Source organism: Serratia sp. 506_PEND (assembly GCF_001076875.1).
In the GTDB taxonomy this organism is placed as follows: Bacteria; Pseudomonadota; Gammaproteobacteria; order Enterobacterales; family Enterobacteriaceae; genus Serratia; species Serratia marcescens.
Genome location: NZ_JVEL01000469.1, coordinates 26,883 through 40,726 on the forward strand (window position 1 = coordinate 26,883; position 13,844 = coordinate 40,726).

Here is a 13,844-nt window from a genome sequence, read left to right on the forward strand (position 1 = left end):
TAACCCCAGCCGATAGGTGCCGCAAACACCAAACAAAAAAAGTGTTAACCGGGCGCGGTTACCGCGGCGGTAGACCATAACGGTATAAATGGCAAGCAGACGCGCTTTCCGGTACTATGCGGCGGTTTTTGAGTCAATGAGGCCGTAATAATGGCAACCACGCTGTTTAAAGATTTTCAGTTTGAAGCCGCACACCGCTTGCCGCACGTGCCGGAGGGCCATAAATGCGGCCGTCTGCATGGGCATTCGTTTATGGTGCGTCTGGAAGTGACCGGTGAAGTGGATCCCCACACCGGTTGGGTGATGGATTTCGCCGAGCTCAAGGCTGTGTTTTCCCCGATCTGGGAACGGCTGGATCACCATTATCTGAACGATATTCCAGGATTGGAAAATCCCACCAGCGAAGTGCTCGCCGCCTGGATTTGGCAGCAGCTCAAGCCCCAGCTGCCGGAATTGACGGCGGTGATGGTGAAAGAGACCTGTACTGCGGGATGCGTATATAAAGGTTAAAAGAAAGGGCGCCGCAATGGCGCCCTGATTTTAGGCGATGTTCAGATACTTGTGGGTCTGCATCGACAGCCGCCAATTGCGCGCGATACAGGTTTCAATACACAGACGGGTCGCCTCTTCTTTCTGGCTGATCGGCTGCAGCGCGATAATGCGCGCCTTGTCATCCTGCAACGTCGCCAGCAGCGCATCCAGCGCCTCGATGTCGCGCTCGCGCGCCACCGGATGCTTCACCTCGTCGGCGCGCCGCAGCGCCTGATCCAACACCTTCATGCCGCCGCGCATATTCACCTTGGGCGAAACCGTCACCCAGGTGTTGGCGGAGCAGCGAATTTCGTGGGTGCCGCTGGTTTCAATCTGGCAACGGTAGCCGTGCTGTTCGAACAGCTCGGTCAGCGGCGCCAGATCGTAAATGCAGGGTTCGCCGCCGGTGATCACCACATGGCGCGCGGTGTAGCCTTGTTGGCGCATCACCGCCAACAGCTGCTCGGCGCTGGCATTGCCCCAGGCGTCGCTCTCTTCTGTTTTGACCAGGATCCGTTGCAGGTCTACTTCCCGATGGGCTTCCTTTTCCCAGGTATGTTTGGTGTCGCACCAGCTGCACCCTACCGGGCAGCCCTGCAGGCGGATGAAAATGGCCGGCACGCCGGTGAAAAAGCCTTCGCCCTGCAAGGTTTGGAACATCTCGTTGATCGGGTACTGCATCGGTTTCTCAATCTGGAAAAGTAAAAAACGATTATCGCAGATTCCGGCCCGGCGACCAAACGGCCAAAATTGTATTAAATTTTTTCCTCCGCGCCGCCGCCAGCATATCTCACCGCCAATGGCGTTCATTTAATTTGTTAACCGGTCTTAGGCCTTTCATTCGCGGTGCAACCTGCTCCACAGAAAACAACACGCAGTTAACAAATAAGATAATTATATTTGACATAAAGCGCCGACGCGCAGATGTATATACAAGCAAACACAAGCCGAGCGTCAGTCTCGGCCACGTACTATTCATCACGACTACATCTGCGTTTAGAGGGTGCCATGACTCATTCCACCAGCGAGTTAAATATTCAACAGGCCATCGACGACAGCAAGTTTTCGCTGTTTCACTGGACACTGATCATTCTCGGATTCCTGATCCTCGCCATCGACGGTTTCGATACCGCCGCCATGGGCTATATCGCCCCCTCGGTCGCCAAAGACTGGGGCATCGTGAAGCAGGATCTGGGGCCGGTGCTGAGCGCCGCGCTGCTGGGGCTGTCGCTCGGCGCGCTGATAGCCGGGCCAATCTCCGACCGCATCGGCCGCAAGCGCGTGCTGGTGTTTTCCTGCCTGTTCTTCGGCCTGTCGAGCCTGGCCACCGCCTACGCCGGCTCGCTCAATAGCCTGACGCTGTGGCGTTTCCTCACCGGCCTCGGGCTGGGAGCGGCGATGCCCAACGCTATCACGCTGATCTCCGAATACGCGCCGCAGCGCTGCCGTTCGCTGGCGATCAATACCATGTATTGCGGCTTTCCGCTGGGCGCGGCCGGCGGCGGCGCCATTTCATCGTGGCTGATCCCGAGCTACGGCTGGCACAGCGTGCTGTTGCTCGGCGCCATTGCGCCGCTGGCGTTGACGGTTTTGCTGATCCTGCTGCTGCCGGAATCGGTCAAATATATGGTCAACCGCGGGCAGGATGCGGCGAAGATCAAACGCATCGCGCAACGCTTCGTCAGCCAGAGCCTCGACGGCGTGACGCGTTTTTACCTGTACGAAGAGAAGCTGACGCAGGCCAAGACCAGCGTCGGCCTGCTGTTCAGCCGCCCTTACCTGCTCGGCACGCTGATGCTGTGGGTGACCTACTTCATGGGGCTGGTGATCTACTACGTGTTGCTGAGCTGGATGCCAATCCTGATGCAGGGGCTGGGCTATCAGCTGGAACAGTCGGCGATGCTCACCTCGCTGTTCACCTTCGGCGGCACGCTGGGCATCCTGGTGGCCGGCTGGCTGATGGACCGCTGGAATGCGCACAAAGTGGTCTCGAGCGGCTTTGTCGTCACCGCCCTGCTGATCGTGGCGATGGCCACCGAAGACAAGCAGATCGTGCTGCTGGGCGCCTTCATCTTCCTGATGGGCGTCACCATGAACGGCGCGCAGTCCGGGCTGCAAACGCTGGCGGCCACCTTCTACCCGACCCACAGCCGCGCCACCGGCATCGCCTGGATGCAGGGCATCGGCCGCTTCGGCGGCGTCGCCGGCACCATGATGGGCGCCCAACTGCTGGCGATGCAGTGGGAAGTGCAGAGCATCCTGATGTTCCTGTGCGTACCGGCGCTGATCGCCGCCATCGCCACGGTGTGCAAGATGAGCCGCAAGCCGATGCTGCAACCGGCCGCCTGAGCCTGGCAAGCCCGCCCACGGCGGGCTTTCTTCCCGCGGTGATAGGGCTTGTTTATCCTCCGCCGCCAACTGTAATCAGTCTGTAAAAATATTGTGACTAGCCGCCCAAAAATGAGTCAATTTTAATTCATTTTTGCCGAACAGCTCACTTTTCTCCGGCTTTTCGCATATGAAGCCGGTGATAAAAAATCGCATATCAACCTGATATAAAAAGAAAATAACTTTTTCTTATGCCACCTTTCAGCGGCAACTGGTCAGTGTTGCATATGCTTGTACATACAAGTATATGTTAATAAGCCCTACGCATTGTTATGCCGTGGTACTCATCCCCACCGCGGCATGGAATCTGCACCGATACTGTTTGAGGAAAATGCTGTGACTACAAATAACAAAGTTCGCAATGTCGATGTACGCGCGCCACGCGGCACACAATTAAACGCAAAAAGCTGGCTGACCGAAGCGCCGTTACGCATGCTGATGAACAACCTCGATCCTGAAGTTGCGGAGAACCCACATGAGCTGGTGGTGTACGGCGGCATCGGCCGCGCCGCGCGCGACTGGGATTGCTACGACAAGATCGTCGAAACCCTGAAAACGCTGGAAGAGGACGAAACCCTGCTGGTGCAGTCCGGCAAGCCGGTCGGCGTATTCAAAACCCACAGCAACGCGCCGCGCGTGCTGATCGCCAACTCCAACCTGGTGCCGCACTGGGCGACCTGGGAACACTTCAACGAACTGGACGCCAAAGGCCTGGCCATGTACGGCCAGATGACCGCCGGCAGCTGGATCTACATCGGCAGCCAGGGCATCGTTCAGGGCACCTATGAGACCTTCGTCGAAGCGGGCCGCCAGCATTACGACGGCAGCCTGCAGGGGCGCTGGGTGCTGACCGCCGGTCTGGGCGGCATGGGCGGCGCGCAGCCGCTGGCCGCGACGCTGGCGGGCGCCTGCTCGCTGAACATCGAATGTCAGCAGAGCCGCATCGATTTCCGTCTGAAAACCCGCTACGTCGATGAGCAGGCCAAAGATCTGGACGACGCGCTGGCCCGCATCAAGAAATACACCTCAGAAGGCAAAGCCATCTCCATCGCCCTGTGCGGCAACGCGGCGGAAATCCTGCCTGAGCTGGTGCGCCGCGGCGTGCGCCCGGACATGGTCACCGATCAGACCAGCGCCCACGATCCGCTGAACGGCTACCTGCCGAAGGGCTGGAGCTGGGAAGAGTATCGCCAGCGCGCCCAGACCGAGCCGGCCAAGGTGGTCGCCGCCGCCAAGCAGTCGATGGCCGATCACGTCAAAGCCATGCTGGCGTTCCAGCAGATGGGCGTGCCGACCTTCGACTACGGCAACAACATTCGCCAGATGGCGAAAGAAACCGGCGTCGACAATGCCTTCGACTTCCCGGGCTTCGTGCCGGCCTACATCCGTCCGCTGTTCTGCCGCGGCATCGGGCCGTTCCGCTGGGCGGCGCTGTCCGGCGATCCGCAGGACATCTACAAAACCGACGCCATGGTGAAAGAGCTGATCCCGGATGACGAACACCTGCATCGCTGGCTGGACATGGCGCGCGAGCGCATCAGCTTCCAGGGCCTGCCGGCGCGCATCTGCTGGGTTGGCCTCGGCCAGCGCGCCAAGCTGGGTCTGGCGTTCAACGAGATGGTTCGCCGCGGCGAACTGTCCGCCCCGATCGTCATCGGCCGCGACCACCTGGATTCCGGCTCCGTTTCCAGCCCGAACCGTGAAACCGAAGCGATGAAAGACGGTTCCGATGCGGTTTCCGACTGGCCGCTGCTGAACGCCCTGTTGAACACTGCCAGCGGCGCCACCTGGGTTTCCCTGCACCACGGCGGCGGCGTCGGCATGGGCTTCTCCCAACACTCCGGCATGGTGATCGTCTGCGACGGCACCGACGAAGCCGCCGAGCGCATCGCCCGCGTGCTGCACAATGACCCGGCTACCGGGGTCATGCGTCACGCCGACGCTGGTTACGATATCGCTATCGACTGCGCCCGCGAGCAAGGCCTGAACCTGCCGATGGTTGCCGCGACCCAAGGAGAAAAAGCATGAAAGCGCTGACTATTCGCCCGGGCAAACTGACGCTGGCCCAGCTACGCGACGTGTATCAACACCCGGTGACGCTGACGCTGGACGACAACGCCTATGCCCCAATCCAGCAAAGCGTGGCCTGCGTCGAACGCATCGTTGAAGAAAACCGCACCACATACGGCATCAACACCGGGTTTGGCCTGCTGGCTTCGACGCGCATCGCCCGCGACGATCTGGAAAATCTGCAGCGCTCGATCGTGCTGTCACACGCCGCCGGCGTGGGCGAGCCGACCGACGACAATCTGGTGCGCCTGATCATGGTGCTGAAGATCAACAGCCTGTCGCGCGGCTTCTCCGGCATTCGCCTGGAAGTTATCCAGGCGCTGATCGCGCTGGTCAACGCCGAAGTCTATCCGCATATCCCGCTGAAAGGCTCAGTCGGCGCCTCTGGCGACCTGGCGCCGCTGGCGCACATGAGTCTGGTGCTGCTGGGCGAAGGCCAGGCGCGCCATCAGGGCCAATGGCTGCCGGCGACCGAAGCGCTGGCCAAAGCCGGCCTGAAACCGCTGACGCTGGCGGCGAAAGAGGGCCTGGCATTGCTGAACGGTACCCAAGTCTCCGCCGCCTTCGCGCTGCGCGGCCTGTTCGACGCGGAAGACCTGTTCGCCGCCGCGACCGTGGCGGGCAGCCTGACGGTGGAAGCGGCGCTGGGCTCCCGCAGCCCGTTCGATGCGCGTATCCACGAGGTGCGCGGCCAGCGCGGCCAGATCGACGCCGCCCTCGCCTATCGCCACCTGCTCGGCGCGCGCAGCGAAGTCTCCGACTCGCACCGCAACTGTGAAAAAGTGCAGGATCCTTACTCCCTGCGCTGCCAGCCGCAGGTAATGGGCGCCTGCCTGACGCAGATCCGTCAGGCTGCCGAGGTGCTGGAGATCGAAGCCAACGCCGTCTCCGATAACCCGCTGGTGTTCGCCGAGCAGGGTGACGTGCTGTCCGGCGGCAACTTCCACGCCGAACCGGTGGCGATGGCCGCCGATAACCTGGCGCTGGCATTCGCCGAAATCGGTTCGCTGTCCGAGCGCCGCATCTCGCTGATGATGGACAAACACATGTCGCAGCTGCCACCGTTCCTGGTGGAGAACGGCGGCGTGAACTCCGGCTTCATGATCGCTCAGGTCACCGCCGCGGCGCTGGCCAGCGAAAACAAAGCGCTGGCGCATCCATCGAGCGTCGACAGCATTCCGACCTCCGCCAACCAGGAGGACCACGTTTCCATGGCGCCGGCCGCCGGCCGCCGTCTGTGGAGCATGGCGGACAACGTGCGCGGCATTCTGGCGGTCGAGTGGCTGGCCGCCTGCCAGGGCCTGGATTTCCGCAACGGCCTGAAGACCTCGGAAGGTCTGGAGCAGGCGCGCCGTCTGCTGCGCGAGCATGTCAGTTTCTACGACAAGGATCGTTTCTTCGCCCCCGACATTGAAGCCGCCAGCCAGCTATTGGCGGCCGGTCACCTGACATCGCTGCTGCCTGCGGCGCTGCTGCCTAGCCAGGCATAATCATCACACACTGAATCACGCAGTTTGTTCTGCCCCGCCGGGTGCGTTCCACCCGGCGCGGGCAGCGCGTGCCTGTTCGGCAAACACTTAACGGGAAGCAACATGCGTAACGAAACGACACAACTCAGACGCGGACTAAACGCGCGGCATATCCGTTTCATGGCTCTCGGCTCGGCGATCGGCACCGGCCTGTTCTACGGCTCCGCCGGCGCCATCCAACTGGCCGGCCCGGCGGTGCTGCTGGCCTACCTGGTGGGCGGCGCGGCGGTATTCATGGTGATGCGCGCGCTGGGTGAAATGGCGGTGCACCAGCCGGTTTCCGGCTCGTTCGGCCACTACGCCAGCCACTATCTCGGCCCGCTGGCCGGATTCCTTACCGGCTGGACCTACACCTTTGAAATGGTGATCGTCGCCCTGGCGGACGTCACTGCCTTCGGCATCTATATGGGGCTGTGGTTCCCGGACGTCGCCCAGTGGGTCTGGGTGCTCAGCATCATCCTGTTTATCGGCGCGCTCAACCTGTGCAGCGTCAAGGTTTTCGGCGAGCTGGAGTTCTGGCTGTCGCTGGTCAAGGTCGCCGCCATCGTAGCGATGATCGTCGGCGGTGCGGCGGTGATGCTGTTCGGTTTCGGGCAAGCCCAGCACGCCACCGGCATCAGCAACCTGTGGCAGCACGGCGGCTTTATGCCTAACGGCATTGGCGGCGTGGTCGCGTCATTAGCGGTAGTGATGTTCGCCTTCGGCGGCATCGAGATCATCGGCATCACCGCCAGCGAGGCGAAAGACCCCGCCAAAGTGCTGCCGAAGGCGATCAACGCCGTACCGGTGCGCATCTTGCTGTTTTACGTGCTGACGTTGATGGTGCTGATGGCGATCTATCCGTGGAACAGCATCGGCCAGAACGGCAGCCCGTTCGTTGAGATCTTCAGCAACCTCGGCATCAGCTCCGCCGCCAACGTGCTGAACGTGGTGGTGATCACCGCGGCCATTTCGGCCATCAACAGCGACATCTTCGGCGCCGGCCGCATGATGTACGGCATGGCGCAGGACGGCCAGGCGCCGCGCAGCTTCACCAAGCTGACCGCCAGCGGCGTGCCGTGGATGACGGTGCTGGTCATGTCAATCGCCCTGCTGCTGGCGGTGGTGCTCAACTACCTGATCCCGGAGAAGGTCTTCATGATCATCGCCTCGATCGCCACCTTCGCCACCGTCTGGGTGTGGCTGATGATCCTGCTGTCGCAGATCGTCATGCGCCGCACGCTGTCGCCGGAAGAAACGCGTCAGTTGAGCTTCCCGGTGCCGTGGTGGCCGGTGGCGCCGGCATTGGCGACCGCCTTTATGGCGTTCGTCATCGGCCTGCTCGGCTACTTCGAAGAGAGCCGCATCGCGCTGTACGTCGGGCTGGTGTGGATCGCATTCCTCACCGCGGCTTACTGGCTGTGGGTGCGCAAAAAAGGCGGCGGTTCGCCGGTGACCACAGCGACGCAACAGATGTAACGCTCGCTTCGGCCAAAACCCGCTGCGGCGGGTTTTTTTATTGCGCCTGCGCCAGCGCCTGCAGGATATCCGCCTGCAGATCGTCAAACGCCTCCAGCCCGGCGGACAGCCGCACCAGCCCCTCGCTGATGTGGTGCCGTTTCCGCTCTTCCGGCGTGTAGGCCGAGTGCGTCATGCTGGCCGGGTGTTGCGCCAGGCTTTCGCAATCGCCCAGGCTGACCGCGCGCAAGATGAGCTGCAGCGCATTGAGGAAGCGAATGCCCGCACGCATTCCGCCCCGCAGTTCAAACGCCAGCATGCCGCCGGGGCGCGCCATTTGCCGCTGCGCCAACGCATGTTGCGGGAAGTTCGCCAGGCCGGGGTAATACACCCGCTCGATCGCCGGATGCTCCGTTAGCATCTCCGCCAGGCGCTGCGCGTTATCGCAATGACGATCCATGCGCAGCGGCAAGGTTTTCATCCCGCGCAGCACCAGCGCGGCATCCTGCGCCGACAGTACCGCCCCGTTCATGTCCTTTAGCCCCTCCAGACGGATCGCCTCGGCCAACGCCTGACGCGTCACCGCTATCCCGGCCAGGAGATCGCCGTGCCCGCCGAGGTACTTGGTCGCCGAGTGCACCACGATATCGGCGCCTAACGCCAGAGGCCGCTGCAGATAGGGCGTACAGTAGGTGTTGTCCACCAGCAGCAGCGCCTGATGCCGATGGGCGATCTCCGCCACGGCGGCGATATCGATCAAGCGCATGTTGGGATTGGCCGGCGTTTCGCAATACACCAGCCGGGTATGCGGCCCCACGGCCGACGCCAGCCGCTCCGGCCGGGTCAGGTCAACGTGGGTTATCTTGACGCCAAAGCGCGCCAGACCATGATGAAAGTAGCTGAAGGTGCAACCATAGACGGTTTCATCGACAATCAGCTCATCACCCGGTCTGAGCAGCGTCCAACAACACGCGGTGATCGCCCCCATACCGGAAGCGAACGCCACCGCCGCCTCCCCCTCCTCCAGGTTGGCGATGCGTTGCTCGAGCAGGTTTAACGTCGGGTTGGCGATGCGCGAATAAAAGTACCCCGGCTCGGTGCCGGCAAAGCAGGCGCCGCCGTATTCCGCCGTGGGAAAAGCAAACGTAGAGCTCATAAACACCGGTGGAGACAGTGCACCCTGATACCGCTGAGGATCGTAGCCGTAATGAATAGCCCGGGTGGCAAAGTCGTGGCCAACTGCTGTAGCGGACATAACACAACTCCTTACCTGAATGGGTGAAGCTTAATTCGACGATTCATCTGGAAGGGCTGACGGCAACGCGCTGTCTCGCGCGCGCTTGCCGATGATTTGTAAAGTACGCAGCAGCAGCGTTAACCCCAGCAGGGTATCCGGCTGCTTCAGCAAGGCGTACAGCGCGCGAAAACTGGCCGGCGGAGGATTCAACTGCAGCTCGCTGTGCGCCATCTGCAGCGCCGTTCCGCCTTCCCAGCCGAGGGTCACCAAACCTTCAAAGACGCCGGCCAGTTTCTCCACCAGCGCGTTGTCGGCAATATCCACCACGTCCGACAACAGCGACAACAGATCGACCACGTTATCCAACCGGCCGCCCGCCAGCAGCGGCTGCAGTTTCTCGAGCAACGCCGCCAATGATTGCAGGTCCGCCGCATGCACCGTGCTTTCCGTCATATCAGCCCCCTTACCGTGGCCCAGTAAAGGCCGCGGTTAAACCCATTGCGCAGCATGCCGCCCACCTTGGTGGCGGGCGTCGGCAGCACGTCGTGACGATAGTCGTACACCAGCGGCATGCCGGCATTCAGCCCCATTTGCGCGACCGCCTGCACCTTGCCGTCATAATGGCTCACTGTGTGGCCCAACCGCATTTCCGCCACGATGTTGTCGGCAATGACCGGCGCCTGATTATGGCAAGAGCCGCCGGCCTTGCTGACCGGCAAATCCACGGTATCGCCTATGACATACACGCCCTGCTGGCCGTAGACCTGCAGCGTTTGATGATCGGTCGGCAGCCAGCCTTCACCGTTTTGACTCTCGCTCAACCCGGTATTGCGCACCGCCTCGACTGCGCGAATCGGCGGCGTCGCCATCAGAATGTCGAACGGCTGCTCTTCCCCCTCAGCGGAATAGGCGACGTTACGCTGGGCGTCTACCCGGCTGAGGGTAAACCCTCGCTGGTGGCGAATGTCGCGCGCGGCAAAAATGGCGGGCAGCGCTTCGCCGGTCGGGCGCTGTAAAAACAGGCAGTTACGCAAGAGTTGAGAAATGGTCGGATAGGTGTACACAATCTCCACCGCCTTGCGCACGCCGCGCCGCCGCAGGTAGTCATCCAGCATCAGGGTGGTTTCGATCGGTGCGATGCCGCACTGATGGGGCACGTTGGGGGTTTCAGGGAAGGACACGGTGATGAAAATGCGGCCTTTCTCGATCGTCGCCAATTTATGCGCTAACCGCCTGGCGGCCTGATACTGGTAAAAATGATCGCCCGCCTGCGCCAGTCCTTCGATGCGCTCTGGCCAAGGTACGCAGCCGGTGGCGAAAACCAGAAAATCATAGGAATAAAATTTACCGCTTTGCGTAGCTATGCTTCGCTGTTTTAAATCGAAAGATTCCGCCTTATCAATAATAAACTGTATTTCTGGCCGCAATAAACTCCGCTGTGAGCGCGTGAGCTCTTGCTTGAAAAAAGTATTGAACGCCACATACATAAACGCCGGCTTGTAATAATGCAGCGGTGAATCCGATATCATTAATAACTCGACTTTATTATTAATAATTTCCCGGTGCAATTTTGCGGCCAATAAATTGGCCAGGATGGTGCCGCCGGTTCCGCCGCCGACAATGATGATTCGCTGTCGCATCAAGCCCTCGCTCAACCGGCCAGCAAGCCGGCAGTATTAAGGTATGGTGATGATGAAGGTCTACGGCAGAACGGCGAAAAATAAACTGCCTTATTGGCAGTCTAGTAACGAATAGTTATAAAGCAAATAAAATGGGAATATAAAATAAACGCATTTACTATCTTTAATGAAATTATCGGGTTAAACAAAACTACGCATTCAATGAAAAACTTATTATTAAACTGACAATCATCACGAATTTAAAACATAAAAAAACCCGCCGCAGCGGGTTTTTATTTAGCAACCGAATAGGTCGAACTTATTGGCCTTTAACTTCTTTCAGGCCGTTGAACGGCGCACGGTCACCCAGCGCTTCTTCGATACGGATCAGTTGGTTGTACTTGGCAACGCGGTCAGAACGGCTCATGGAACCGGTTTTGATCTGGCCAGCAGCAGTCCCTACCGCCAGGTCGGCGATGGTCGCGTCTTCGGTTTCACCGGAACGGTGAGAGATCACCGCGGTGTAGCCGGCGTCTTTCGCCATCTTGATAGCTGCCAGGGTTTCGGTCAGAGAACCGATCTGGTTGAACTTGATCAGGATGGAGTTAGCGATGCCTTTCTCGATGCCTTCTTTCAGGATCTTGGTGTTGGTTACGAACAGATCGTCGCCCACCAGCTGGATTTTGTCGCCCAGCACTTTGGTCTGGTAAGCGAAGCCTGCCCAGTCGGATTCATCCAGGCCATCTTCGATAGACACGATTGGGTACTGTTTGGTCAGCTCTTCCAGGAAGTGAGTGAACTCTTCGGAAGTGAAGGCCTTGTTGCCTTCGCCGGCCAGCACGTATTTACCGTCTTTGTAGAACTCGGAAGCCGCGCAGTCCATCGCCAGAGTGACGTCTTTGCCCAGCTCGTAGCCCGCCGCTTTTACCGCTTCAGCGATAACCGCCAGCGCTTCGGCGTTGGAACCCAGGTTTGGCGCGTAGCCGCCTTCGTCGCCCACGGCGGTGTTCATGCCTTTGGCTTTCAGAACTTTCGCCAGGTGGTGGAACACTTCGGAACCGATGCGCACCGCTTCTTTCAGGGTTTTCGCGCCAACCGGCTGAATCATGAATTCCTGAATGTCGACGTTGTTGTCAGCGTGCTCGCCGCCGTTGATGATGTTCATCATCGGCAGTGGCATGGAGAATTTGCCTGGGGTGCCGTTCAGTTCAGCGATGTGCTCGTACAGCGGCATGCCTTTAGAGGCTGCGGCTGCTTTCGCTGCTGCCAGGGAAACCGCCAGAATGGCGTTGGCGCCGAAGTTGGATTTGTTCTCGGTGCCGTCCAGCTCGATCATGATCTTGTCGATGTTCGCCTGGTCTTTGGCATCTTTACCCAGTACTGCCTGAGCAATCGGACCGTTTACTGCGGCAACGGCTTTCAGTACGCCTTTACCCAGGAAACGAGACTTGTCACCGTCACGCAGTTCCAGCGCTTCGCGGGAACCGGTAGAAGCACCTGACGGCGCAGCAGCCAGGCCTACGAAACCGCCTTCCAGATGAACTTCGGCTTCAACAGTCGGGTTACCGCGGGAGTCGATGATTTCACGACCGATGACTTTAACGATTTTGGACATTAGGTTTTCCTCAGTACAAGTTAAACTAAAACTCCAGACAAACAGCGCGCGGTTCTCACCGCGCGCCGCCTACCAAATATGTTATTTCACCTGGCGCTTCTGATGCTCGCCTGCGGCTTTCACGAAGCCGGCGAACAGCGGATGCCCATCACGCGGCGTAGACGTAAATTCCGGGTGGAACTGACAGGCTACAAACCACGGGTGATTCGGCAGTTCAATGATCTCAACCAGCTTGTTGTCGGCGGAACGACCGGCGACACGCAGCCCTGCGGCTTCGATCTGCTTCAACAGCATGTTGTTAACTTCGTAACGGTGACGGTGACGCTCGACAATGGTCGGTTCGCCGTACAGCTGACGCACCAGGCTGTTGTCGCTCAGGTTGCACTGTTGGCCACCTACGCGCATCGTGCCGCCCAAATCGCTTTCTTCGCTGCGCACTTCGACGTTGCCGTCTTCGTCGCGCCATTCGGTGATCAACGCCACCACCGGGTACTTACAGTCTGGCATAAACTCGGTGGAGTTGGCGTTTTCCATCCCCGCCACGTTGCGAGCGAACTCCATCAACGCCACCTGCATGCCCAGGCAAATGCCCAGGTAAGGAATGTTGTTCTCGCGCGCATAGCGCGCGGTCATCACTTTGCCTTCCACGCCGCGGTAGCCGAAGCCGCCCGGGATCAGGATCGCATCCAGCCCTTTCAGCACTTCCACGCCGCGCGTTTCCACGTCCTGCGAGTCGATCAGCTTGATGTTCACGGTCAAACGGTTTTTCAGCCCGCCGTGCTTCAGCGCTTCGATTACCGACTTGTAGGCGTCCGGCAGCTCAACGTATTTGCCGACCATACCGATGGTCACTTCGCCGCCCGGATTGGCTTCTTCGTAGATCACCTGTTCCCATTCGGCCAGGTTGGCTTCCGGCGCGTTCAGGCTGAATCGTTTACAAATATAATCGTCCAGCCCCTGAGATTTCAATAGGCCTGGGATTTTATAAATAGAATCAACGTCTTTCAGAGAGATAACCGCTTTTTCCGGCACGTTGCAGAAAAGCGCGATTTTAGCGCGTTCGTTAGCAGGAACCGCGCGATCGGAACGGCAAATCAGCACATCAGGCTGAATACCGATGGAAAGCAGCTCTTTTACGGAATGCTGGGTCGGCTTGGTTTTCACTTCGCCCGCCGCCGCCATGTACGGCACCAGCGTCAAGTGCATGTACAGAGTGTGCTCGCGGCCCACTTCCACCGCCATCTGACGGATGGCTTCGAGGAACGGCAGCGATTCGATATCGCCGACGGTGCCGCCGATTTCCACCAGCACCACATCGTGGCCTTCGCCGCCTTCGATGATGCGCTCTTTGATCGCGTTGGTGATGTGCGGAATGACCTGCACGGTCGCGCCCAGATAGTCGCCGCGGCGTTCTTTAC

At 59.8% G+C, this 13,844-nt stretch carries 11 protein-coding genes; 5 read left to right on the forward strand and 6 right to left on the reverse strand.

The window, feature by feature from the left end; genetic code table 11:
- Nucleotides 1-150 precede the first annotated feature (150 nt).
- Nucleotides 151-510, forward strand: a complete 360-nt coding sequence (queD, locus tag ADK28_RS19210; RefSeq protein ID WP_004932638.1) for a 6-carboxytetrahydropterin synthase QueD — start codon at nt 151-153, stop codon at nt 508-510.
- 30 nt (nt 511-540) lie between these two features.
- Here queD and queE read toward each other — a convergent pair whose 3' ends face one another.
- A complete protein-coding gene (gene queE, locus ADK28_RS19215; protein ID WP_004932641.1) occupies nt 541-1,212 on the reverse strand; it encodes a 7-carboxy-7-deazaguanine synthase QueE in 672 nt (223 codons plus the stop codon).
- A 327-nt stretch (nt 1,213-1,539) separates the two neighbouring features.
- On the opposite strand from queE, the gene ADK28_RS19220 reads away from it, so the two are divergent.
- The 4 genes from ADK28_RS19220 (at nt 1,540) to ADK28_RS19235 (ending at nt 7,976) form a co-directional block, all read left to right on the forward strand.
- Nucleotides 1,540-2,880: an MFS transporter gene (locus tag ADK28_RS19220; protein WP_015376678.1), complete on the forward strand. Its 1,341-nt coding sequence runs from the start codon at nt 1,540-1,542 to the stop codon at nt 2,878-2,880.
- Between the two features lie 375 nt (nt 2,881-3,255).
- On the forward strand, nt 3,256-4,947 hold the full coding sequence (gene hutU, locus ADK28_RS19225) for a urocanate hydratase (protein WP_025159649.1): 1,692 nt from the start codon (nt 3,256-3,258) through the stop codon (nt 4,945-4,947).
- A complete protein-coding gene (gene hutH / locus ADK28_RS19230) occupies nt 4,944-6,479 on the forward strand; it encodes a histidine ammonia-lyase (protein ID WP_019455102.1) in 1,536 nt (511 codons plus the stop codon). The genes hutU and hutH overlap by 4 nt, the downstream gene beginning before the upstream one ends.
- Before the next feature lie 102 nt (nt 6,480-6,581).
- Complete coding sequence (locus ADK28_RS19235; RefSeq protein ID WP_033641276.1) at nt 6,582-7,976, forward strand: amino acid permease; 1,395 nt, start codon at nt 6,582-6,584, stop codon at nt 7,974-7,976.
- Between the two features lie 37 nt (nt 7,977-8,013).
- On the opposite strand, the gene ADK28_RS19240 is transcribed toward ADK28_RS19235, so the two are convergent.
- The 5 genes from ADK28_RS19240 to pyrG form a co-directional block, all read right to left on the reverse strand.
- Complete coding sequence (locus ADK28_RS19240) at nt 8,014-9,210, reverse strand: methionine gamma-lyase (protein ID WP_048796400.1); 1,197 nt, start codon at nt 9,208-9,210, stop codon at nt 8,014-8,016.
- Between the two features lie 30 nt (nt 9,211-9,240).
- The gene (locus ADK28_RS19245; RefSeq protein ID WP_079450094.1) at nt 9,241-9,645 is read right to left on the reverse strand and encodes a hypothetical protein; all 405 of its coding nucleotides are present in this window, start codon (nt 9,643-9,645) and stop codon (nt 9,241-9,243) included.
- Nucleotides 9,642-10,832, reverse strand: a complete 1,191-nt coding sequence (locus ADK28_RS19250) for an NAD(P)/FAD-dependent oxidoreductase (protein ID WP_048796401.1) — start codon at nt 10,830-10,832, stop codon at nt 9,642-9,644. The genes ADK28_RS19245 and ADK28_RS19250 overlap by 4 nt, the downstream gene beginning before the upstream one ends.
- Nucleotides 10,833-11,130: 298 nt before the next feature.
- Nucleotides 11,131-12,426, reverse strand: a complete 1,296-nt coding sequence (gene eno, locus ADK28_RS19255; RefSeq protein ID WP_004932670.1) for a phosphopyruvate hydratase — start codon at nt 12,424-12,426, stop codon at nt 11,131-11,133.
- A gap of 81 nt (nt 12,427-12,507) precedes the next feature.
- Nucleotides 12,508-13,844, reverse strand: a 1,337-nt coding sequence (gene pyrG, locus ADK28_RS19260) for a glutamine hydrolyzing CTP synthase (protein WP_048796402.1), incomplete at its 5' end; no start/stop codon positions are given.